Raw genomic sequence first — 22,517 nt, forward strand, 5'->3', positions numbered from 1 at the left:
GCCTCGGGCGGCAGCGCGCGCGCCGCCGCGTCGGCAGCCTCGTCGAGCCCGTCCCGCGCCATCGCGTCCACGCGGCGAGCGTAGCCCGACCGGGCGTCGGGTCAGCGGCACGGCGCGTGTCCCGGCTGCCGGGCAGCCGTGCCCGCGGGTGCTCCGCCCGGCACGGCCACTGCGATACTCGACCCACGATGAAGGTGCACGAGACGGTCATGAGCTGGGTGACGGCCGAGCTGCAGAGCGGTCGCCTCGCGATCGGCGACCACCTGCCGAGCGAGCGGGCGCTCGCCGAGACGCTGCACGTCTCGCGCGGCTCGCTGCGCGAGGCGCTGCGCGTGCTCGAGGCGCTCGGCACCATCCGCACGTCGACCGGCTCGGGCCCGCGCTCGGGGACGATCGTGACCGCCGCCCCCGAGCAGGCGCTCGCGCTCGCCCTCAGCATGCAGCTCGCGACGAGGCACGTCGACCACGCCCACATCCTCGAGGGGCGGCTGCTGCTCGAGACGTGGAGCGCCGAGCACGCCGACGTCGCGCAGGGCGACTGGGCGGGCGCCGAGGCGCTGCTCGCCCGCATGGAGGATTCGGAGCTGCCGGTCGCCGACTTCCTGCAGCTCGACGCCGAGTTCCACGTGACGCTCTCGCGCGCGGCGGGCAACCCGCTCATCTCGACGCTGATGGATGCGATGCGCACGTCGATCGCGGATCACACGCTCGAGCGCGCGGAGGCGCTCCCCGATTGGGCGGCGACCGCCGCGCGGCTGCGGTCCGAGCACCGCGGGATCCTCGAGCGGCTGCGCGCCGATGACCGTGCGGGCGCGGCGCAGCGGCTGCGCGAGCACATCCGCGGCTACTACCGCGAGACGTCGCGGAGCGCCCCCGCGCCCGACTGACGCCGACGCGCCGGAGCCGCGCCCGCGCATCCGCCAGTTGACCGCGGCCTGCCCGGTCGTCTACGGTCACTGTGGTCTGACCACATGGTTCGACCACACAGCATCGACGCCCGACGACCGCGAGCGGTCGCTTCTCGAAGGAGAGAGCACTTGTCCAGCACGACCTCCGCCGCGCCGCGGGAGCGGCTCAACTACCGCGTCCTGATCGGCAGCCTCTCGGGCAGCGTCATCGAGTGGTTCGACTTCCTCGTCTACGGCACGGTGGCGGCGCTCGTCTTCAACAAGACGTTCTTCCCGACGGATGACCCGTTCCTCTCGACGATGCTCGCGTACGCGTCGTTCTCGCTCACGTTCTTCTTCCGCCCCGTCGGCGGCATCGTCTTCGCCCACATCGGCGACCGCATCGGCCGCAAGAAGACGCTCTTCCTCACGCTCATGCTCATGGGCGGCGGCACCGTCGCGATCGGCCTGCTGCCCGACTACGCGGCGATCGGCATCGCCGCGCCCATCCTGCTGCTGCTGTTCCGCATCCTGCAGGGCATCGGCATCGGCGGCGAGTGGGGCGGCGCGCTGCTGCTCGCCTACGAGTACGCGCCCAAGCACCGGCGCGGCCTCTACGGCGCTGTGCCGCAGATGGGCATCTCGCTCGGCCTGCTGCTCGCCTCGGCGGTCGTCGCGCTCCTCACCCTGCTGCCCGAGGACCAGTTCCTCTCGTGGGGCTGGCGCGTGCCGTTCGTCGGCTCGATCGTGCTGGTCTTCATCGGCCTGTGGATCCGCAACGGCCTCGACGAGACGCCGGAGTTCCAGCGCATCCGCGAGACCGGCGCGCAGCTGCGCCTGCCGATCAAGGAGGTGCTGACGAAGCACTGGCGCGCCGTGCTCGTCGCGATCGGCGCGAAGGCCGCCGAGACGGGCCCCTTCTACATCTTCGGCACCTACGTCATCGCGTACGCGACGAACATCCTCGACGTGCGCCAGAACACCGTGCTGCTCGCCGTCGCCGCGGCAGCGCTCGTCGCGACGATCTGGATGCCGTTCTTCGGCCACCTCTCCGACCGGGTCGGCCGCGCGGTGCTCTACCGCTTCTCGGCGCTCGCGACGATCGTGCTCGTCGTGCCGTACTACTGGGTGCTCAACATCGGCGAGACGTGGGCGGTCTTCGCCGCGACGATCTTCGCGTTCGGCATCCTGTGGGGCAGCGTGAACGCGATCCTCGGCACGCTCATCGCCGAGAGCTTCAGCCCCGAGGTGCGCTACACCGGCGCGACGCTCGGCTACCAGGTGGGCGCCGCCGTCTTCGGCGGCACCGCGCCGCTCATCGCCGCGGCGCTGCTCGAGGCGAGCGGCGGCCAGTGGTGGCCGATCGCCGTCTACGTCGCCGCGTGCGCCGCGCTCTCGGTGATCGCGTCGTTCTTCATCAAGCACGTCGCGCACCGCGAGCCCACCGCCCTCGACGCGCCCGCCGACGCCCTCGTGCGCTGAGCGACCCGACGCATCCGCACCCCAGGAACCTCAGGAGGCACACCATGGTGAAGCGCCAGCTGCCCAACCCGCGCGAGCTCATGGAGCTCATGCAGTTCAAGAAGCCCGACCTCGACGCGCGCCGGCGCCGGCTGAGCGCCGCGCTCACGATCGACGACCTGCGGGCGATCGCGAAGCGCCGCACGCCGGCGGCCGCGTTCGACTACACCGACGGCGCCGCCGACGGCGAGGTGTCGCTCGCGCGCGCCCGCCAGGCGTTCCAGGACGTCGAGTTCCACCCCGACATCCTGCGCCCGGCCGAGCACGTCGACACGTCGACGACCGTGCTCGGCGGCCCGAGCGCGCTGCCGTTCGGCATCGCGCCGACGGGCTTCACGCGGCTCATGCAGACCGAGGGCGAGACGGCCGGCGCCGGCGCGGCGGCCGCCGCGGGCATCCCCTTCACCCTCTCGACGCTCGGCACCACGACGATCGAGGACGTCAAGGCGGTGAACCCCACCGGCCGCAACTGGTTCCAGCTCTACGTCATGCGGCAGCGCGAGATCTCGTACGGCCTCGTCGAGCGCGCCGCGGCCGCGGGCTTCGACACGCTCATGTTCACGGTCGACACGCCCGTCGCCGGTGCCCGGCTGCGCGACACCCGCAACGGCTTCTCGATCCCGCCGCAGCTGTCGGTCAAGACGATCCTGAACGCCGTGCCGCGGCCGTGGTGGTGGTTCGACTTCCTCACGACGCCGAAGCTCGAGTTCGCGTCGCTGTCGACGACCGGCGGCACGGTCGGCGAGCTGCTGAACTCGGCGATGGACCCGACCATCTCGTACGAGGACCTCGAGGTCATCCGCGGCATGTGGCCGGGCAAGCTCGTCGTGAAGGGCGTGCAGAACGTGCCCGACGCAGTGCGGCTCATCGACCTCGGCGTCGACGGCATCGTGCTCTCGAACCACGGCGGCCGCCAGCTCGACCGCGCCCCCGTGCCGTTCCACCTGCTGCCGCAGGTCGTCCGCGAGGTCGGCCGCGACGCGACCGTCATGATCGACACGGGCATCATGAACGGCGCCGACATCGTCGCGTCGGTCGCGCTCGGCGCGAAGTTCACGCTCATCGGCCGCGCCTACCTCTACGGGCTCATGGCCGGCGGGCGGCAGGGCGTCGACCGCACGATCGCGATCCTGCGCACCGAGATCGAGCGCACGATGGCGCTGCTCGGCGTCTCGACGCTCGAGGAGCTCGAGCCGCGCCACGTGACGCAGCTGCGCCGGCTGCAGCCGGTGACCGACGCGAGCGGCATCATCGCGCGCTGACGCGAGCGATCTCGAGGGCCTTCGCCGGCTCAGCGCGCGCGGTAGTGCTGCGCGAGCCGGCGGAGGCCCTCGTCGATCGAGACGGCCGGCGCCCAGTCGAGCGCCTCGCGCGTCTCGCGCTGGTCGAACCAGTGCGCGGTCGAGAGCTGCTCGGCGAGGAACCGCGTCATGGGCGGCTCGTCGGCGCCCGGGCGGATCGACCAGAGGGCCTCGACCGCTGCTCCGGCCGCGCGGCCGAGCCCGGCGGGCACGCTCCAGCGCGGCGGACGCACGCCGGCGGCGAGGCAGATGCCTGCGAGCAGGTCGCCGACGGGGCGCGGCTCGCCGTTCGTGAGCACGAACGCGCGACCGTGCGCGTGCTCGGCGCGGCGGAGCGCCGCCGCGATGCCGCTCGCGGCGTTGTCGACGTAGGTCGAGTCGATGAGCGCGGTGCCGCCGTTCAGGAGCGGCAGCCGCCCCTGGCGCGCCCGGTCGACGACCCGCTCGATGAGCTGCGTGTCGCCCGGCCCCCAGACGATGTGGGGCCGCACCGCGACGACCCGCATCGCCTCGGAGTCGCGCGCGAGCGCGAGCAGCTCGGCCTCCGCCTTCGTGCGCGCATAGAGGCCGCGCGCCCGCTCGGGCGAGGCCGGTTCGGCCCCGACCCCCGCGAGCGCCGCGCCCGCGTGCGCGACCGACGGCGACGAGACGAACACGAAGCGGCGCACGCCCGCGCGCTCCGCGGCGTCGAGGAGCGAGCGCGTGCCGGCGACGTTGATCGCCCGGAACTCCGACGCCTCTCCCGCGAGCGAGACCTTCGCGGCGAGGTGCACGACCGCGTCGACGCCGTCGACCGCGCGCTCGACGGCGGCCGCGTCGGTGACCGAGCCGAGCGCATCCGTCACCCCCGGCACGCCGGAGGGGCGTCGCTGCAGCGTGCGCACGTCGTGGCCCTCGGCGACGAGCTGGGCGGCGACCGCGCGGCCGAGGAAGCCCGAGGCGCCGGTGACGAGCACCGTCACGGCGCGCCCGTCCGCTCGCCCGCGAGCACGCGCTCGGCCCATGCCGAGAGGCGCGAGCGGTCGATCTTGGAGTTGTGGCGGATGTCGGTGGGCAGCTGGGGCACCGCGAGCACCGCCGCGAGCGGCACGCGCGAGCGCTCGCGCACGGCGGCGGCGAGCTCGGGGTCGGCGAGACCCGGCTTCGCCGCCGACGGGATCGTCTCGACGACCGCGACCGCCTGCCGCAGCCCGTGCGGGCCGACGCCCACGACGCCGGCGCGGCGCACGCCGTCGACCGACTCGGCGTCCTGCTCGGGCCCGACCGGGGCGACCGGGCCGTCGGCCGTGACGATGACGTGCTGCGTGCGCCCCTCGACCCACACGCGCCCCTCGGCGTCGAGGTGGCCGAGGTCGCCCGTGCGGTGCCAGCGGCGGCCGTCGGCCGCGTCGAGCTGCTCCGTGTCGCGCGTCGCCGCGCGGTCGGTGAGCCAGAGGCGGTCGTAGTGGTCCTTGAGATGGGGCGCCGAGACGACGATCTCGCCGAGCACGCCCGGCTCGGCGCTCGGCTCGCCCGTCGCGCGGCCGTCGGCGTCGAGCGCGCTCACGAGCACGCGGTTGTCGCCGATCGGAGCCCCCACGCACACGCCGGCGTCGGGGGCGGATGCGGCGGCCCGGGTGCCGTCGAGCGTCACGTCGGTCACGAGCAGGCACTCGGTCATGCCGTAGGGCGTGTGCGGCGTCGCGTTCGGCATCACCGCGGCGATCGAGGCGAGCAGCGGCTCGCCGATGGGGGCGCCGGCGGAGAGCACCGTGTGCACGCGGGCGAGCGCCGCCCGCTCGTCGGGACCGAGCGCATCCGCCGTCTCCACGACGTTGCGCACCGCCGCGGGCGAGAGGAAGACGATGCGCGCGTCGGACTCGCGGACCGCCGCGGCGACCGCCGTCGCGGTGAGGGTGCGGGGCGCCGAGACGTCCATGTCGGGAGTCGCCGAGCGCGTGCCGAGGGCGGGGCCGAGGAGCGCGAAGGGGGCGAAGCCCGTGACGAGGCCCGTCTCGGGCGTGATGCCGAGGTGGCGGGCGAGCACGTCGCGGAGGGCGCTCAGCTGCCCGTGCCGGTAGACGACGCCCTTCGCGGGCCCCGTGGAGCCGGAGGTGAACAGGATCGCGGCGTCGTCGTCGGCGCTCGGCTCGGGCGGCGCGGCGTAGCCGCGGGAGCGCATGGCGGCGCCGAGCGTGGCGACCTGGCCGAGGCTGTGCGAGACGCCGAGCGCGGCCTTCGCCGCGCGGGGCAGCCGCTCGGCCGAGATCCGCACGCCGGGCCAGCCGAGCGCGCGGGCGGCGGTGAGGCCGAGCCGCTCGCCGATGATGACGTCGGGCCACGCGCCGCGCACGGCCCGCGTGAGGCCCTTGACGCCGAGGCCGGCGTCGGCGACGACGACGACCGCGCCGATGCGGAGGCACGCGTAGATGACGGCAGTGAGCGTGGGGCCGGGGCTCACGAGCAGCGAGACGCGGTCTCCGCGGCGCACGCCGAGCTCGTGGAGGCCGGCGGCGAGGTCGAGCACGCGGTCGTGGAGCTGGCGCCAGCTCACGCGGCGGGTGCTGCCGCCGCGGGCGGCCATGTCGATGACGGCGACGCCGTCGTCGGTCGCGCGGGCGTCGAGATTCGCCCAGAGGGGCGAGAACGCCTCGTCGGTGCGTCTCGATGCGGCGCCTTCGGCGCCTGCTCGACGAGCGGGGGCAGCGGGGGCGGGGCCGAGCCACTCGAGGATCGCCGGCGCGTAGGGGCGGTCCTCGGCGACGAGGTGGCCCGCGCCCTCGAAGCGGTGCACGTCGGCGTGCGGCAGCCGGTCGACGAGGTCGTCGAGGTAGCGATCGCTGAAGATCGGGTCGGCTGGTCCCCACAGCATCAGCGCGGGCGCGTCGAGCTGGGCGACGCCCTCGGCGATGCGGTCGAGCTCCGGCCGGCTCTCATCCGCCGACGAGGCGGGGATGTCGGCGACGAACTGCCCGATGCCGTGCCGGCGAGCGGCGGAGCGGTAGGGCGCCCGGTACGCGTCCTGCACGTCGCGCGGCAGCTTCGGCGAGGCGAGCGAGAGCGTCGTGTCGAGGAACGCGGTCGTGGCGACCGTCGAGGCGGCGAGCACGCCACGGGCGCTCGCGAGCCGCAGCGGCGCGGGGATCGGCACGCCCTCCGGGTGGTGGATCGCGGTGTTGAGCAGCGCGACGCCGACGAGCCGCTCCGGGTGGTCGACCGCCCAGCCGAGCGAGACGACGCCGCCCCAGTCGTGCCCGAGCGTGACGACCGGGCCCTCCAGGGCCAGCGCATCCGTCAGCCCTGCCAGGTCGGCGACGCGCTGCGGGAGCGTGCGGCGCACCGGCGTGCGCTCCGAGAAGCCCATCTCGAGCTGGTCGACCGCGACCACGCGCCACGCCGGCTGCCCGGCAGCGGCGACAGCGACGGACGCGGCGAGCAGCGACCGCCACAGGTAGCTCCACGTCGGGTTCCCGTGGACGGCGAGGATCGTGCCGGCGACCGGCGCGCCGAGGCGCTCGAGCTCCCCGAGCGTGTCGAGCACGTGCCATGTGCGGGTGACCCCCGCATCCGCCCCCGAGCCGGGCACGTCGACGAGCCGGCTCCACGACGGGTCGAGGCCCGGCAGCCCCGCCGGCGGCAGCGCCGCCGCCGACGCGTCGCGGGCAGTCACCAGGCGAGCTCCATCATGGCCGTGTTGAGGCCCGAGCCGACGCCCATGAGCAGCACGCGGTCGCCGCGCTGCAGCGAGGCGCGCTCCTCGACGAGCGTGATGGGGATGGATGCGGGGCCGACGTTGCCGAGGCGCGGGAACGTCGTGGGCACGCGGGCCGGGTCGAGGCCCGCCGCCTTGATGATGGCGTTCGTGTGCACCGAGGAGACCTGGTGGGTGATGTAGCGGTCCATCTTCGACCAGTTCCACTCGGGCGCCGCCTCGCGCCAGGCGGAGACGACGAGGTCGAGCCCGCCCTTCAGCAGCGCCTTCGCGTTCGTGTACATGCCGTCGACGCTGCCGACGCACAGGTCGTGGAACTCGGTCGCCGCACGGGTGACGCCGCCGAGGATGCGGTGGCCCTCGGGGTGCCGGTCGGTGCGGCCGAGCACGGCGGCGGCCGAGCCGGAGCCGAGCGTGAGCGTCGCGAACTCGCTGAGGAACCCCGTGCGGTCGACGTCGTCGCGCAGGAGGCGGTCGATCGTGTTGACCTGGATGTCGTCGGCGTCCTCGCCGTTCACGACGATCGCGTAGTCGATCTGGCCCGACTCGATCATGCCGCTCGCGAGGCTCATGCCGTTCACGAAGCCGAGGCACGCGTTCGCGACGTCGAAGTTGATGGCGCTCGTCGGCAGGCCGAGCTCGTGGTGGAGCCGCACGGCGACCGACGGCTCGAGGTGCTTGCGCGTGACGCTCGTGTTGATGAGCAGCCCCACCTGGCCGGGCTCGACCCCCGCCTCCGCGAGGGCGCGGCGGCCCGCGTCGACCGTCGCGCGGTCGGCCGACTCGCCCGCCGCCGCATCCCAGTTGCGGCGCTCGAGCACGCCTGCGACGCGGCGCAGCAGCCCGCCCTTGAGCCGCAGCCGCGACAGGGCGTCGCCCAGGCGGTGCTCGATGTCCTCGGAGGTCGTCACACGGCTCGGCAGGGTGCTCGCGACCGACAGCAGCGAGACGTTGCTGAAGCGGGTGGTCGCGTTGCCAGTCATGGGGTCTCCGTCGAGAGCGGATGGGCGCGGTCGGGCACTGGCCACCGTATCGACGCGACCTGTGGTCGATCTGCATAGGTCGCTGAGTTCCGCCGCCCCGGGCGCGAGCCGGTGGCCGGATGCCCTGGGCCGCGGCGGCGCTCAGGCGGCGGCGGAGTGCGCGGCGCGGCGTCGCAGCGCCCAGCCCGCCGCGAGGCCGGCGGCGACCCCGACGACGTCGGCCACCGCATCCCACCCGTCCCCCGATCGTGCGGCGAGCAGGGAGTGCTGGATGAGCTCGGAGAGGAGCGCGTGCGCCACGAGCGCCGCGCCGAGCCAGAGGGGCTGCATGCCGGCGAGCACGCCGAGCAGCGCGGGCGCGAGGAAGACCGCGGCGTGCACGAGCTTGTCGAGGCCGGGCGCGCCGGGCAGACCCTCGGGCGGATCGGGGGCGTAGAGCACGAGCAGCTGGGCGAGCACCGCGACCGCGAACAGCGCGAGCGCGACGCGCCGCCAGCCCGTCGAACCCATGCGTCGATGGTGGCATCGCGATCGCGCGAGCGCACACCGCGAGAGCCGCGCCGACCCGTTGCGTCGACGCCCGAAAACCGCGCGCCCGCACCGCTACATTCAGCGATCGTGAGCGCTGTCGCCCCCTCCGCCGTCATCCTGATCCGCGCGCTGCGGTTCCGCCCCAACCCGGCGACCGCCGCCGACAACGCGTTTCAGTCGGAGCCCGATGCCGGCGAGTCGATCGACGACGTCGCCGCCAAGGCGCTCGCCGAGATGGACGCGGTCGCCGACGCCCTCCGCGCCGTGGGGGTGCGGGTGCACGTGTTCGAGGACGAGGACCACACCCGCCCCGACAGCGTCTTCCCCAACAACTGGCTCTCCACCCACGCGGGCGGAGCCGTCGCCGTCTACCCCATGTACGCATCCAACCGCCGTCACGAGCGGCGCGCCGACGTGCTCGAGATGCTGAAGTCGACCTACCGGGTGCAGACGATCGTCGACTACTCGGGGCTCGAGCCCGACGGCATCTTCCTCGAGGGCACGGGCGCGATGGTGCTCGACCACGTCTCGCGCGTCGCCTACATGGCGCGCAGCCACCGCGCCGACACGCACGTGCTCGAGCGGTTCTGCACCGACTTCCAGTACGAGCCGATGGTGTTCGACGCGGTCGACAGCGACGGCGTGCCGGTCTACCACACGAACGTCATCGCGTGCGTGGGCACCGAGGTGGCGCTCTTCGCGCTCGAGATGATCCCGGATGCGTCGCGACGCGAGGAGGTGCGGGAGCGGCTGCGCGCGTGCGGGCGCAAGCTCGTCGAGCTCACCGAGCACCAGGTGCGCGAGTTCGCGGGCAACACGGTCGAGCTCTCGGGGCGCTGGCCGGACGGGCGCCGTCGCACCGTCATGGCGATGTCGGAGCGGGCGCGGCGCGCGCTGACGCCCGAACAGGTCGCGGTGATCGAGGAGTCGTGCGAGATCGTCTCGATCGACATCCCGACGATCGAGCTCGCGGGCGGCTCGGTGCGCTGCATGATCGCCGGGATCCACCTCGACCCGCGACCGGCGCGCGAGCCCGAGCTCACGGAGGCGGTCGAGGCGATCGCGGAGGAGCCCGAGACGATGGACGGGGTCGAGGCGGCGTCGGAGCTCGAGCCGGCTTCCTAGCGGCCGGCTACGCGGCGGCGCCGGCGGGTGCGCCGCCGAGGCTGAGCGCGAGCGCCGGCCACAGCAGCACCCCCGCGAGCGCGCCGAGCACGACGGCGAGCGCCGGCAGCAGCGCCATCGCCTCGGTGTCGGCCATCGCGACGCCCGCCGCCTGCAGCGCGATGAGCAGCGGCGTGAGCAGCAGCGTCGACACGAGCCCGGCGAGGGCCGCGAGCGTGCCCGCGGCGGCGGTCACGCGGCCCGCGCTCGGGATGCCGGCGCGGCGCAGCCAGAGCCCGCTGACGGCGGCCGCGGCGATCGGCACGAGCATGCCGAGCAGCAAGCCGGGCCACTGCTGCGCGCCGAGGCTCGTGAGGCCCGCAAGCAGCGAGATCACGAGCATGAGGGCGAACGGCGTGAGCACCCCGGCGGCGCCGAAGAGCGCCCCCGCGATCAGGCCGAGCAGGCGGAGGTGCGACCGAGCGGCGCGCGGTGCTGCGCTCATGCGCCGAACGTACTCCCGGCCGCGCCGGCCCGCGACCCTCCACTTGCCGGGGTCGGGCGGTCGCCGGCCGATAGGGTCGCGGCATGAGCGACCGCGCCACCTACCTGCTCGTCGACGGCGAGAACATCGACGCGACGCTCGGCGTCTCGGTGCTCGGGCGCCGCCCCGAGCCGCAGGAGCGGCCGCGGTGGAACAAGGTGCTCGCCTACGCCGAGCAGGCGTGGCAGCAGCCGGTGAAGGGCCTGTTCTTCCTCGCCGTCGCGAGCGAGCTGCCGATCTCGTTCGTGCAGGCGCTCATCTCCATGGGCTACCAGCCGGTGCCGCTGAGCGGGGAGGGCAAGGTCGTCGACATCGCGATCCAGCGCACCGCAGAGGCGCTCGTCGACCGCGGCGACGACGTCATGCTCGTGAGCCACGACGGCGACTTCGCGCCGCAGATGCAGCGGCTCGCCGAGCGGGGCGAGCGCCGCATCGGCATCCTCGCGTTCGGCGAGTTCCTCGCCGGCTCGCTGCGGGACGTGCCGGGCGTCGAGTTCTTCGACCTCGAGTACGACGTCGCGGCGTTCACCAGCCGCCTGCCGCGCGTGCGCGTCATCCCGATCGACGAGTTCGACCCGCTCGAGTTCCTCTGATCGCGCCGGGGCGCGCTGCCCCTTGACGGCGTAGCACGACCGTGCTTTTCTTGCCCCATGAGCAAGGGCGAGGAGACCAACCGGTCGATCCTGCGTGCGGGGCTGCGCCAGGCGAGCCTCGTCGGCCTCTCGCACGTCACGATCGGCGGCCTCGCCGAGGCGATGGAGATGTCGAAGAGCGGGCTCTACGCGCACTTCCGCTCCAAGGAGCGGCTGCAGCTCGACATCCTCGACTTCGCCGCCGACCACTTCCGCGACGTCGTGGTGCTGCCCGCGCTCGCCGAGCCGGCCGGCCTCCCCCGCATCCGCTGCGTCATCGATCGATGGATGCGCTGGGACGGCCTGGGCGATCTCTCGCTGCCGGGCGGGTGCGTGTTCGTCGCCGCCGCGACCGAGCTCGACGACGCACCGGACGGACCGGTGCGCGACCGTCTCGCGGAGCACCACGCCGCGTTCCACGAGGTGCTGCGGCGCATCCACCGCTCGGCGGTCGAGGTCGGCGACCTCCCCGAGAGCGACAGCGTCGAGTTCGCCCACGTGCTCTACTCCCACATGCTCGGCTTCCACTTCGCGCACCGCATGATGCGCGACCCGCTCGCGCGCGAGCGCACGTGGCGCGCGATCGAGGCGCTGCTCGAGCCGCAGCGCGTCTAGCTGTCCTCACCCCCGAACCACCCCCATCCCACCCCCTTCTCTGAACGGAGCATCGTGGCACCGAAGAAAAGCACGGTCGTGCGAAACGCGCAGACCGCCCTCCTCCGCAGCACGTTCGCGACGCTGGAGCGGACGGCCCCCGCAGCCGGAGCCCGGCTCGCCGAACGGCTGTGGTTCTCGGTCGGCCGACCGCCGGCACCCGCGCAGCGCGATCGACGCGCCCCCTCCGGCGGCTCGCCCTTCGCCGTCCCCCTCGGCTCATCGACCGTGCGCGGCGTGCGCTTCGGCGAGCCGACCGCGCCGATCGCGACGCTCGTGCACGGCTGGGGCGGCTGGTGGCAGCAGCTCGGCGCGTTCGTGTCGCTGCTGCTCGAGCAGGGCTACCAGGTGGTCGCGTTCGACGCGCTCGCGCACGGCAGTTCGGGCCGCGGCGCGCTCGGCCCTCGCTCGAGCACGCTGCCCGAGATGGCCGAGAGCTACCGCGCGGTGGCCGACCACGTCGGCGCCCCGACCCTGACCGTCGCCCACTCGATGGGCTGCCTCTCGGTGCTGTGGGCGCAGCACCACCACGGCATCGCCCCCGCTCGGCAGGTGCTCATCGCGCCGGCGTCCACCGGCGCCGGCATGCTCGACGTGTTCGCGGATGCGCTCGCGCTCGGCCCCGCGGTCAAGGCAGGCCTGGCAGCGCGGTTCGAGCGGCGCATCGGCCGCCCGCTCGCCGCCTTCGACGTGCTGCCGCTCGTCGAGGCGGAGCAGGGGGCGGGACGCCTCGCGCCCGCGCTCATCGTGCACGACCGGGAGGATGCCGTCACTTCGGCGGAAGACTCGGCTGCTCTCGCTGAGCACTGGCGGGGATCCCGTCTGCGCATGACAGAGCGGCTCGGCCACTACCGGGTGCTGTGGGCGTCGGAGGTACTGGCGATGAGCAGAGACTTCTGTACCGGCACGCTCAGCCCGCGGACGACGCGGCATCGATGAGCTGAAGCCCCGGGGCCCCGGCGAAGTGCCGAAGGTTGCCCGTCAACAGCGGAAGTCCTTTCGCGATGGCGCAGGCCGCGACCCATCGGTCTCCCACCTGCGAGGGCGCGCCGAGCGCGTGCCCGGACACTTGAGCACCGGCGCTCAGCCGCGCATAGGCGTCCACGACGTCCCGGTCGTCGTGGACGGTCGGCGTCGCATCCAGTCGCTCGCGCAATCGCGCGACGCGCTGTGCGCCCCAGCCGGCAGCGAGCGCGCCGCTGAGGAGCTCAGCTCTCGTCTGGAACGAGACGAGCACCCGATGGCCAACCAGGAGAGCTTCCCACGTCTCCACGGGCTGCTGTCTCTTGACGACTGTCTCTCGAGGGGAGACGAAGAGCGCACTGAAGACGTCCGTGTCCAGCAGTGCCGCCCGCACCCCCACTCAACGTCCGATCGCCTGGAGCAACGCGTCCGCCTCTTCCGGCGTCAGCCCGGGAAGCGGCCCTGGCCCGGGCCCCGGTGCGTTCTGCAGGATCGCGTCCAGCGTGAGCGGTTCGCGCGACCCGGTTTCTGCCGGAAGCGGTGAGGCCGCCTCGATCACCGCATCTCGCAGTTGGATCAGCTTGCCCCTCGCATCGCGATCTGGTTTCCCGACCACCTCGACGTATTGTCCGAGCAGGGCACCAACGCGATCGGCATTGACGACGTTGGGCAGAGTGACCTTCGTGCCGAGATCGTCGGTGACCTGCAACCGCTGGGTGTCGAGGTTGACCACGCGAAGCCGCCCCACGAACGTCAGCGACTCATCAACGGGAGCGCCATCGCCGAGCCGCCAGGTCTCAGAATGAGTCGCAGCCGTCGAGAACGCCTCGTGCAAGCGGCCTCCGACGATGAACTCGACCTTCGGCGCCGCCTTTTCCAACGCCGCCCGAAGATCCTCCGCCGCGAGCGCGAGCGTGTCCGTGATCCAGTCCCGCCGCTCGTCGGCCGCGATGGAGCTGACGATCGCCTCAAACTTCTCGTCGAACGCGCGCTCCTCTTCCACGTCGAATGGCAACGCGTTGACGTCGGCTGCGCGTCGCACCAAGACGCGCGTGCTTCCGGGCGCGAGCCCGATGGTGAGCTTCGCCACTCGCTGAGTGCGGGACGTCGGGCGTCCGACGGGCTCCCCACCGGTTTCCGCGCGGCCGAGCTTCGTCGCCAGTTCCTTCAGGCTCTGCGCGATCGCGATCAGATGGTCGGCATCCAGCTCACCGGCGGGCGCAGCGGCGCCGAGGAGGCGGAACTCGAACTGCGTCGTCATCCGGATCACCTCCGCCTATCGCCGTACCGAGCGAGCCAAGATAACGCAGCCCACTGACTCGCCGCGCTGTCGTCAACATACCGCCAGAGCCGCGGTGGCCGGGGCGGCCCACCGAAGCCGCCTCCATCGGCGGACTGCGCGGGCAGCCACCGCGCCTGCCCGCGCGCATCGTCGCTCACCGGCCACAACACCGGCACGACCGAGACGCACGTCATATTCGTCGAGCGCCGCGGGCCCGCCGTGCAGGCGGCGCCGCAGGTCAACGCGCTCGGCGCGCAAGAGTGCGCACCCGACGAAATCTTCGGCCAGTTGCGCGGCCGGACTTCGCCGTCGTACCGGCTGCCTCGGCGCTCCCGAGTGAAAACCGGTGCCTCGCCCGTGCAGTTCGACCAACGGCCGGTCTACGCCAGCCGAGGTCGTGCTCCGCGGTCGCGTGACTCGCCCCTATGCTCCAGCCATGGCAACGACGCCCTTCCTCGACCTCGCCGACCCCGCGTTTGATGTGACCTCCGCCGCCGTCCATGAGGCGCGCGACGAGAGCTGGTTCGCCGAGACGCCGTACGGCTGGGCGATCCTCCGCTACGAGGAGGGCACGGCCGTCCTCAAGGACCGCCGCTTCCGCCAGGGCAACGACAAGTGGCCCGACCAGAACGGCATTCACGACGGGCCGTGGCGCGAGTGGTGGCAGGAGACGCTGCTGAGCATCGAGGGCGACGACCACCTGCGGCTGCGGCGCCTGCTCGGCCCCGCGTTCCGCAGCAAGACGATCGAGGCGATGCGGCCGCGCTTCCAGGCGCTCGCGAACGAGCTCATCGACGGCTTCGCCGCGCGCGGCCGGGTCGAGTTCGTGAGCGAGTTCGCCGAGCCGTACGCGAGCCGCATCCTGTGCATGCTGCTGGGCCTGCCCGACGAGGAGTGGCCGCAGGTCGCGCACTGGGCCGACGACCTCGGCAAGTCGTTCGGCATCCGCGTGAAGGACGACCTGCCCCGCATCGAGGCGGCGCTCGAGGGCCTCACCGGCTACATCGAGGAGGTCATCGCCGACCGGCAGGCGAACCCGCGCGACGACCTCGTCTCGACCCTCATCGCCGCGCACGAGGGGGCGGATGCGCTCAGTCGCCGAGAGCTGTCGGTCGCGCTGGTCTTCCTCGCGTTCGCCGGCATGGAGACGACCCGCAACCAGCTGGGCCTCGCCGTCCAGACGTTCCTCGCGCATCCGGACCAGTGGAGGCTCATGGCCGAGCGCCCCGAGCTCGGCGCCCGCGCGGTCGAGGAGGTCATGCGCGTCAACCCGACCGTCACGTGGGTCACGCGAGAGGCGATCGAGGACGTCGACCTGCACGGCCTGTCCATCCCGAAGGGCGGGATCGTGCAAATGCTCTCGCACGCGATCGGCACCGACCCGCTCGCGATGGCCGAGCACGCCCCGTTCGACATCACGTACGACGACCGCCCGCTGCACTCGGGCTTCGGCGGCGGCGTGCACCACTGCCTCGGCCACTTCGTCGCCCGCACCGACATGAGCGTGGCGCTCCCCCTGCTCGCGCAGAGGATGCCGGATGTCGCTGCGGACGGGCCGGGCGAGTGGCTGCCGGTCTCGGGCAACACCGGGCCGGTGCGGTTCCCGCTGCGGTTCACGCCGGAGGGATGGAAGGCGGATGCTTCCGCGTCGCGCTGAGCGCGGGACGACCGCTCTGCCGATCGCAGCTCCGCCGGGATCGGCTCAGCGCACGAGCAGCAGCTTGCCGCCCGGCGCCTCCGGCGATCCCATGAGCGCGTGCGCGCGGTCGGCCTCGAGCATCGGCACGGTCGCGCCGATGACGGGCCGCACGTCGCCGGCCGCGATGAGCGGCCAGGCGATGTCGCGCACCTGCTGCACGACGGCCGCCTTCGAGCCGCGTCCGCCGGTGCGCGGTCGCGCGCGCAGCGTCATCGCTCGCAGCGTGACGCGCCGCTGCATGAGCCGGCGCAGGTCGACCTCCGCCTGCGTGCCGCCCTGCACCGCGATGACGGTCATCGCGCCGTCGAGGGCGAGCGACTCGAGGTTGCGCTCGAGGTACGAGGCGCCGATGACGTCGAGCACGAAGCCCGCGCCTCGTCCCTCCGTCGCATCGCGCACGACCTCGACGAAGTCCTCGCTGCGGTAGTCGATCACGATCTCGGCGCCGAGCGACGTGCACAGCTCGCGGTGCCGCGCGCTCGCCGTCGCCGCGACGCGCCAGCCGCGCGCCCGCAGCAGCTGGATCGCCATCGTGCCCATCCCGCCCGAGCCGCCGTGCACGAGCGCGAGCTCGCCCGCCTCGGGCTCGGGCAGGTCGCGGATCGCGCTCCACACCGTGCACACCGCCTCGGGCAGCGCCGCCGCCTCGACGAGCGAGACGCCCTCCGGCACCGGCAGCAGCTGCGTGACCGGCACCGCGACGCGCTCGGCGTAGCCGCCGCCGGCGAGCAGCGCGCACACCTCGTCCCCGACGGACCACCCGTCGACCCCGGCACCGAGCGCGACCACCGTGCCGGAGCACTCGAGACCGAGCACCTCCGACTCCCCCGCGGGCGGCGGATACTTCCCCGCGCGCTGCATGAGGTCCGCGCGGTTGACGGCGGCGGCCGCGACCTCGACGACCACCTCGCCGTCCCCCGCGACCGGGTCGGGCGCATCCGCCCACTCCATCGGTCCATCGACCTCGAACCGCATCGCCTTCATGCTGGACTCCCCTCTTCGCTCAGACCGTTCCTCGTCACCCACGCCCGGCTCGCGGCGATCCCGATCGCCCCGGCAGCGAGCGCCGTCGACATCCACACGACCCCGAGCCAGTCGAAGCGGTCGTACAGGACCCCGCCGAACCAGCCCCACAGGGCCGCCCCCGTGAGCCAGCTCAGCTGGTAGAGCGCCGTCGATTGCGAGCGCCCCCGATCCGCCTCGAGCCCCGAGAGCGTGCTCGACATCGGATGCGACATGAAGGTGCCGATCGTCAGGAGCGTGATGCCGGCGAACATCACCCAGAGGCTGCCGCTCAGCATCGGGAGCGCCGCGAGGGCGACGAGCGCGCCGCCGGCGGTGACGACGAACCACGGCGGGATGCGCACGGCGAGGCCGCCGGCGACGCGCGCGCTCGCGGCGCCGACGAAGTAGACGAGGAAGAACAGGCTCGCGAGCGCGACCGGCAGCGAGAACGGCTCGCGGGTGAGGTGGAAGCCGAGGTAGTTGTAGACGGCGGTGAACGACCCCATGATGAGGAAGCCCTGCAGGTAGACCGAGAGCGTCGTCCACCGCCGCAGGTGATGCGCGACGTGCCCGAGCGCCGCTCGGAACGGGGCCGGTCGCGCGCCGCGCTCCTCGAGCCCGCGCGGCAGCAGCACGAAGAACAGCAGGCACGCGACGACGCCGATCCCTGCCACGACGAGCAGCCCGACGCGCCAGTGGAGCAGCTCGCTCACGGGCCCTGCGATGACGCGGCCGGTGACCCCGCCCACGGTGTTGCCGGTGATGTACATCGCGGCGGCGGGCGGCACGCGATGCCGGGGCAGCACCTCCACGAGCAGCGCCATCGCGACCGCCTGGATGCCGCCGAGCGCGACGCCGGTGAGCGCGCGCATCCCGATGAGGACCTCGAGCGTCGGGGCGAGCGGCGCCGCGAGGGCGAGCACCGTCGTCGCCACGAGGCTGATCCGCATGACGGCGGTGCGCCCGATCCGATCCGACAGCCAGGCCCACGCGAGCACCGAGACCGCGATGCCCGACGTCGTCGCCGACACGGCGAGCGCGGCGCTCGCGCTCGAGATGCTGAGATCGCGCGAGAGGCTCGGCAGGATCGCCTGCGCGTCGAACAGCTGCGAGAAGGTCGCGAAGCCCGAGACGAAGAGGGCGGTGACGAGCCGCCGCTCCCGTCTGTCGGCGCTCACCGGCGCCGCGCGTCGGCCTCGCGCTCCTCCTCGGTCGGCTCAGCGCTGTTGCTCGTCGGCTGCTCGGCGGCGGCGGGCTGGGCTGCGGCGTCCACCGAGCTCGCGGGCTCCGCGCGCTCGGCCGTCGACGCATCCGTCGTCTCGGCCTGACCCTCAGCCTTCGCGCGCTTCGCGCGGCCGATCGTCAGGAGGCCCGTCGCCGGCGGGATGTGCCGCGCCTGATCGAAGAGCGCGGGACGTGCACGGCCCTTGACCACCTTGCGCACGACCACCGCGACGATGCCGAGCGCGATCGCGGAGTAGATCGTGAGCGCGATCGGGTCGCTGACGAAGATCGTCGGGTCGCCGCCCGAGATCAGCAGCGACTGCCGCACGGACGCCTCGAGGATCGGTCCGAGTACGAACGCGAGCACGAGCGGGCCGGGGTCGAACCCGGTGCGCTTCATGAGCCAGCCGAGCACGCCGAAGGCCAGCACGATCCAGATGTCGAACGGGTCGTTCGCGATCGAGAAGGTGCCGATGAGCACGATCGCGACGGCGAAGGTGACGAGGATCCCCATGGGCACGCGCAGCATCTGCACGAACACCCCGACCATCGGCATGTTGAGGATGAGCAGCATCGCGTTGCCGATGAGCATCGAGACGACGACGCCCCAGAAGATGTCGGGATGCTGCGGGATGAGGCTCGGCCCGGGGGTGATGCCCTGCACGAGGAGCGCGCCGAAGATGAGCGCGAGGACGACGTTCGAGGGGATGCCGAGCACGAGCAGCGGCACGAACGCCGATGTCGACGAGGCGTTGTTCGCCGTCTCCGGGCCGGCGACACCCTCGATGGCTCCCTTGCCGAAGCGGCTCGGGTCCTTGGCGACGCGCTTCTCGAGCGCGTAGCTCGCGAGCGACGAGAGCACGCCGCCCCCGCCGGGCAGGATGCCGATGAAGAACCCGAGGATCGAGCCGCGCGCGATCGGCGCGGCCGACTGCTTCGCGTCCTCGCGCGTGGGCAGGATCTTGGTCACCTTCTTGGCCACCGCGTGCAGGTGCCCGCCCTGCTCGAGGTTGTGAAGGATCTCGCCGACGCCGAACAGGCCCATGGCGATCGCGACGAAGTCGAAGCCGTCGAGCAGCGACGCGGAGCCGAAGTTGAAGCGCGGCATGCCGCTGATCTGGTCCTGGCCGACGCTCGCGAGCAGCAGGCCGACCGCCGCCATGACGAGCGCCTTCCACGTCGAGCCGGTGCCGAGCGAGGTGACGAGCAGCAGGCCGAGCACCATGAGCGCCACCATCGCGACCGGCCCGAACGCGAGCGCCCAGTTGGCCAGGATCGGCGCGAAGATGGCCAGCCCGATCACGGAGACGATGCCGCCGATGAAGGAGCCGATCGCCGCGATGCCGAGCGCGGGCCCGGCTCGCCCCTGCTTCGCCATCTGGTAGCCGTCGAAGGTCGTGACGACGGATGCGGCCTCGCCGGGCATCCGCAGCAGGACCGAGGTGATCGTGCCGCCGTACATCGAGCCGTAGTAGATGCCGGCGAGCATGATGATCGCCGTCGCGGGGTCGAGCGCGTACGTCAGCGGCAGCAGCAGCGCGATGGTCGCGGTCGGGCCGAGGCCCGGCAGGACGCCGATCGCGGTGCCGATGACGACCCCGACGAACACGTAGAGCAGGTTGATCGGGTCGAACGCGACGCCGAAGCCGTGGAGCAGGCCGTCGAGCATGGGATCACATCCAGGACGTCAGCGGCGTCATGAGCAGGTCCCGGGGCAGCGGGACACCGAGCACGACGTCGAACAGCAGGAAGAGGGCGATGGCGCCCGCGGCCGCGAGGAGCGCTGCGGCGACCCAGCGCATCCGGCCGAACAGGCGCAGCCACAGGAGCATGAGGAGCACCGCGGGGATGGTGAAGCCGAGCAGCGTGAAGAGCACGGCGAAGACGGCGAGCGAGGCGATGGCGACGATCGTGCGCACGGCATCCGTGCCCCAGGGCTCGTAGTCCTCGAGCGTGTCGGTGATCGCCACGACGGCGGTGCAGCCCACCATGATCACCGCGGCGATGAACGGCCACAGCCCCGGCCCGGGGCGGGTGCCCGTGCCGAGACCGTAGCCGATGCTGAGGACCATGGCGACGACACCGACCGCCCCGAGCACGACCACGGCGCTCCACCGCGCGATCCGACGTCCGCGGATGCCCTCGAGGGGCTCCGGGGCGGATGCGCTCGGCTCGGTCATCGGCTCAGTGCTCGGCATGCGGTCGGTGACGTCGCTCATCGTCAGCCGCCGAGCATCGAGGAGTAGACCTCCTCGGCCTCCGCGAGGAAGCCGTCGAACGCCGCGCCGTCCTGGTACTCGGCGAGCACGTAGTCCTCGCCGATGGCATCCACGGTGGCCTCGTCGGTCAGGCAGCCCTCGAGCGCGCCGGACAGCGCCGTGATGGCGTTCTCCGGCGTGCCGGCCGGCGCCGCGAGCGCGTAGATCGTCACCGCGAGGGTGAGGTCCTCGTAGCCGAGCTCGGCGAGCGTGGGCACGTCCTCGAGGTGCGCCTGCCGCTCCGGCGACGAAACCGCGAGGGCGTTGAAGTCGCCCGACTCGATGCGCTGGACGACGTCCTCCTGGTCGTTGACGAACACGGAGTCGACGTGACCGCCGAGCAGCGCGGTGATCGCGCCGGAGCTGCCGTCGAAGGGCACGACGGTGACCTGCACGCCGTACTCGTCGGCGAGGCGCTGGAGCTCGATCGCCTGCGGCGTCGATGCGCCGGAGACGCCGACGGTGAGGGTGCCGGGCGCGTCCTCGGCGGCGGCGAAGAACTCCTCGGCCGATGCGTAGGGCGACGAGCCCGGCACGGCGAGGATCATCGGCGAGTACGAGATGACGCCGATCGATGCGACGTCCTCGCGCGAGTAGTCGAGTCCGTTGGCGATGGGCGCGAGCGCCACCATGCCAGGGGAGACGATCGCGATCGTCTGGCCGTCGGCGGGCTTCGAGATCATGTCCTGCAGCCCGACGGACCCGGAGCCGCCTGTGACGTTCTCCGCGATCACGTTCGTGCCGAGCGCGTCGCTCAGGCACGGGGCGAGCGCGCGGGCGGTGACGTCGGTCGGGCCGCCGGCCGAGCAGGGGATGACGAATCGGATGTCGCCCGACGGGAACGTCGCGGCCTCGCCTTCGGGTGCGGCGGAGCTCGCCGTGCCGGACGCGCTGCTGCAGCCGGCCAGCAGCGCGACCCCCATCATGGCGCCGGCCGCGATCAGCGACCTCGTGTGCTTGGTGCTCATGCTGCGCATGGCGGCTCCTAACCTCGTTGTTAGTGGGGCGAGATGCATCTTTCGAGAGTGCACTCTCAGTATGACCTGACGCGACCGTAATCGGAGCGGTGGGGAGACGTCAACCCGCGATAAGCATCGACGATCGAGCGCCGTCGGACCGACCGGGCAGCCCCCGCGCTCAGTCTCCCGTGCGGAGCACGAGGGGGCGCAGCTGCGCGTCGAGTCGCGGCCCGAGGCGCTCCCAGATGCGGTCCGGGTCGAACCCGCGCACGGGCGTGCGGTCGATCTCGTGCATGTAGATCGCGTGGCAGTTCTGCGCGACGAGGAGAGGATCAGCGCGCGTGTCGAGCAGCCCCCGCCGTTGACCCTCTTCGAGGATGGCGCGGGTCAGCGCGATGGTGCGGTCGCCCTGGGCGACGTTGCGGGCGCTGAGCGCACTCAGGCTGAAGCCCTCGCGCAGATAGCGCGAGGCGTTCTCCGGGTTCCGGCGGTAGAAGGCCGAGCGCTCGAGGTAGATCGCGCGGATGCGCTCCACGAAGTGCGTGCCGCTGGGCTCGTCGCCCTGCGCGGCCACGAGGGCGGCGTCCTGCTGCTCGATCCGGTCGAGCACGGCGTCGAGCTCGTCTCCGAAGACCATGTGCAGCAGGTCGTGCTTGTTGGGGACGTAGCGGAACAGGGTCGCCTCGCCGACTCCCGCGAGCTGTGCGATCTCGCGCATCGTGATGTCGTCGAAGGACTTCGCGTGCATGAGCTCGGCGGCAGCGGCTTGGATCGCGTCCCGCTTGCGCTGCTTGCCGAGCTGGCGCGCGGTCATCTCGGGAGCAGTGGTCACGGCGTCACCTCTTCGTCGGTCGCGCCCTGGCTGCGCTGCCACGGCCGCAGCACGATCTTGCCATCGAGTCCGCCGCGCTCACCGGCGCGGTGCGCTTCCGCCGCTGCGGCGAGCGGCAGCTCGAGCCCGACGCGCGGCCGCACGCGGCCCTCGCCGACCCAGTCGGCGATGCGCTGCATGCCGAGCTCCGACGGCTCGACGACGACGCGTCGCAGCACGATGCCTCGCGCTCGCGCAGCGTCCTCGATCGCCGGAGCGGTGCGCGGTATGAGCGAGACGAGCGCGCCGCCCGGGGCGCACCAGTCGAGCAGCGCCGCGGTGCGGTCGCCGCCGAACGGGTCGATCACGAGATCGTGCTGCGAGGGCGCGGCCGGCAGGCCGTCGTCCCTCGCCTCGACGACAGCCGCGCCTGCAGCGGCCGCCTCCGCGAGGCGCGCCGGGCGGGCG

Annotated in this window: 22 protein-coding genes; 8 read left to right on the plus strand and 14 right to left on the minus strand. The window is 73.0% G+C overall.

Features of this window, described 5'->3' with window-relative positions:
- Positions 1–188 precede the first annotated feature (188 nt).
- From NWP09_RS04620 to NWP09_RS04630, 3 genes are all read left to right on the plus strand, one after another.
- The gene (locus NWP09_RS04620) at positions 189–887 is read left to right on the plus strand and encodes a FadR/GntR family transcriptional regulator (RefSeq protein WP_258274366.1); all 699 of its coding nucleotides are present in this window, start codon (positions 189–191) and stop codon (positions 885–887) included.
- Between the two features lie 150 nt (positions 888–1,037).
- Entirely contained in the window at positions 1,038–2,369 is a 1,332-nt protein-coding gene (locus NWP09_RS04625; protein WP_258274367.1) for an MFS transporter, read from the plus strand.
- A gap of 44 nt (positions 2,370–2,413) precedes the next feature.
- A complete protein-coding gene (locus NWP09_RS04630) occupies positions 2,414–3,670 on the plus strand; it encodes an alpha-hydroxy acid oxidase (protein ID WP_258274368.1) in 1,257 nt (418 codons plus the stop codon).
- A gap of 29 nt (positions 3,671–3,699) precedes the next feature.
- Here NWP09_RS04630 and NWP09_RS04635 read toward each other — a convergent pair whose 3' ends face one another.
- From NWP09_RS04635 to NWP09_RS04650, 4 genes are all read right to left on the minus strand, one after another.
- Positions 3,700–4,671, minus strand: a complete 972-nt coding sequence (locus tag NWP09_RS04635; protein WP_258274369.1) for an NAD(P)-dependent oxidoreductase — start codon at positions 4,669–4,671, stop codon at positions 3,700–3,702.
- Positions 4,668–7,358, minus strand: a complete 2,691-nt coding sequence (locus NWP09_RS04640) for an alpha/beta fold hydrolase (RefSeq protein WP_258274370.1) — start codon at positions 7,356–7,358, stop codon at positions 4,668–4,670. The genes NWP09_RS04635 and NWP09_RS04640 overlap by 4 nt, the downstream gene beginning before the upstream one ends.
- Positions 7,355–8,383 carry a 3-oxoacyl-ACP synthase III gene (locus NWP09_RS04645; protein ID WP_258274371.1) on the minus strand — a complete coding sequence of 343 codons (1,029 nt, stop codon included), beginning with the start codon at positions 8,381–8,383 and terminating at the stop codon, positions 7,355–7,357. Before NWP09_RS04645 ends, NWP09_RS04640 begins: the two co-directional genes overlap by 4 nt.
- Positions 8,384–8,524: 141 nt before the next feature.
- Positions 8,525–8,893 (minus strand): VanZ family protein, encoded by a 369-nt coding sequence (locus NWP09_RS04650; protein WP_258274372.1) that lies wholly within the window; start codon positions 8,891–8,893, stop codon positions 8,525–8,527.
- Between the two features lie 108 nt (positions 8,894–9,001).
- Here NWP09_RS04650 and ctlX point away from each other — a divergent pair, with 108 nt between their 5' ends.
- Positions 9,002–10,039 carry a citrulline utilization hydrolase CtlX gene (gene ctlX / locus NWP09_RS04655; protein WP_258274373.1) on the plus strand — a complete coding sequence of 346 codons (1,038 nt, stop codon included), beginning with the start codon at positions 9,002–9,004 and terminating at the stop codon, positions 10,037–10,039.
- Positions 10,040–10,046: 7 nt separating this feature from the next.
- Here ctlX and NWP09_RS04660 read toward each other — a convergent pair whose 3' ends face one another.
- Positions 10,047–10,523 carry a hypothetical protein gene (locus tag NWP09_RS04660; RefSeq protein ID WP_258274374.1) on the minus strand — a complete coding sequence of 159 codons (477 nt, stop codon included), beginning with the start codon at positions 10,521–10,523 and terminating at the stop codon, positions 10,047–10,049.
- Positions 10,524–10,606: 83 nt separating this feature from the next.
- Here NWP09_RS04660 and NWP09_RS04665 point away from each other — a divergent pair, with 83 nt between their 5' ends.
- From NWP09_RS04665 to NWP09_RS04675, 3 genes are all read left to right on the plus strand, one after another.
- Entirely contained in the window at positions 10,607–11,155 is a 549-nt protein-coding gene (locus NWP09_RS04665; RefSeq protein ID WP_258274375.1) for an NYN domain-containing protein, read from the plus strand.
- 57 nt (positions 11,156–11,212) lie between these two features.
- Positions 11,213–11,809: a TetR/AcrR family transcriptional regulator gene (locus NWP09_RS04670; protein ID WP_258274376.1), complete on the plus strand. Its 597-nt coding sequence runs from the start codon at positions 11,213–11,215 to the stop codon at positions 11,807–11,809.
- A 267-nt stretch (positions 11,810–12,076) separates the two neighbouring features.
- Entirely contained in the window at positions 12,077–12,787 is a 711-nt protein-coding gene (locus tag NWP09_RS04675) for an alpha/beta fold hydrolase (RefSeq protein ID WP_258274377.1), read from the plus strand.
- Here NWP09_RS04675 and NWP09_RS04680 read toward each other — a convergent pair.
- Positions 12,759–13,211: a PIN domain-containing protein gene (locus NWP09_RS04680; protein ID WP_309137100.1), complete on the minus strand. Its 453-nt coding sequence runs from the start codon at positions 13,209–13,211 to the stop codon at positions 12,759–12,761. The genes NWP09_RS04675 and NWP09_RS04680 overlap by 29 nt on opposite strands.
- Positions 13,212–14,072, minus strand: a complete 861-nt coding sequence (locus NWP09_RS04685) for a hypothetical protein (protein WP_258274379.1) — start codon at positions 14,070–14,072, stop codon at positions 13,212–13,214.
- Positions 14,073–14,529: 457 nt separating this feature from the next.
- Between NWP09_RS04685 and NWP09_RS04690 the strand changes: the two genes are divergently transcribed.
- On the plus strand, positions 14,530–15,750 hold the full coding sequence (locus NWP09_RS04690) for a cytochrome P450 (protein ID WP_258274380.1): 1,221 nt from the start codon (positions 14,530–14,532) through the stop codon (positions 15,748–15,750).
- Positions 15,751–15,795: 45 nt separating this feature from the next.
- Here the strand turns inward: NWP09_RS04690 and NWP09_RS04695 are convergent, their stop codons facing one another.
- The 7 genes from NWP09_RS04695 to NWP09_RS04725 form a co-directional block, all read right to left on the minus strand.
- A complete protein-coding gene (locus NWP09_RS04695) occupies positions 15,796–16,767 on the minus strand; it encodes an NAD(P)H-quinone oxidoreductase (RefSeq protein ID WP_309137101.1) in 972 nt (323 codons plus the stop codon).
- Positions 16,768–16,772: 5 nt separating this feature from the next.
- A complete protein-coding gene (locus NWP09_RS04700; RefSeq protein ID WP_258274382.1) occupies positions 16,773–17,975 on the minus strand; it encodes an MFS transporter in 1,203 nt (400 codons plus the stop codon).
- A complete protein-coding gene (locus tag NWP09_RS04705) occupies positions 17,972–19,690 on the minus strand; it encodes a tripartite tricarboxylate transporter permease (RefSeq protein WP_258274383.1) in 1,719 nt (572 codons plus the stop codon). The genes NWP09_RS04700 and NWP09_RS04705 overlap by 4 nt, the downstream gene beginning before the upstream one ends.
- Before the next feature lie 4 nt (positions 19,691–19,694).
- Positions 19,695–20,240: a tripartite tricarboxylate transporter TctB family protein gene (locus NWP09_RS04710; protein WP_258274384.1), complete on the minus strand. Its 546-nt coding sequence runs from the start codon at positions 20,238–20,240 to the stop codon at positions 19,695–19,697.
- 2 nt (positions 20,241–20,242) lie between these two features.
- A complete protein-coding gene (locus tag NWP09_RS04715; RefSeq protein ID WP_258274385.1) occupies positions 20,243–21,256 on the minus strand; it encodes a tripartite tricarboxylate transporter substrate binding protein in 1,014 nt (337 codons plus the stop codon).
- A gap of 160 nt (positions 21,257–21,416) precedes the next feature.
- Positions 21,417–22,070, minus strand: coding sequence for a TetR/AcrR family transcriptional regulator (locus tag NWP09_RS04720; protein WP_258274386.1), 654 nt, complete (start codon positions 22,068–22,070; stop codon positions 21,417–21,419).
- A partial coding sequence (locus tag NWP09_RS04725) for a zinc-binding dehydrogenase (RefSeq protein ID WP_258274387.1) occupies positions 22,067–22,517 on the minus strand: 451 nt, incomplete at its 5' end. The genes NWP09_RS04725 and NWP09_RS04720, both read right to left, overlap by 4 nt.

Origin of the sequence: Agrococcus sp. HG114, from assembly GCF_024723325.1 — a bacterium.
GTDB lineage: Bacteria > Actinomycetota > Actinomycetes > Actinomycetales > Microbacteriaceae > Agrococcus.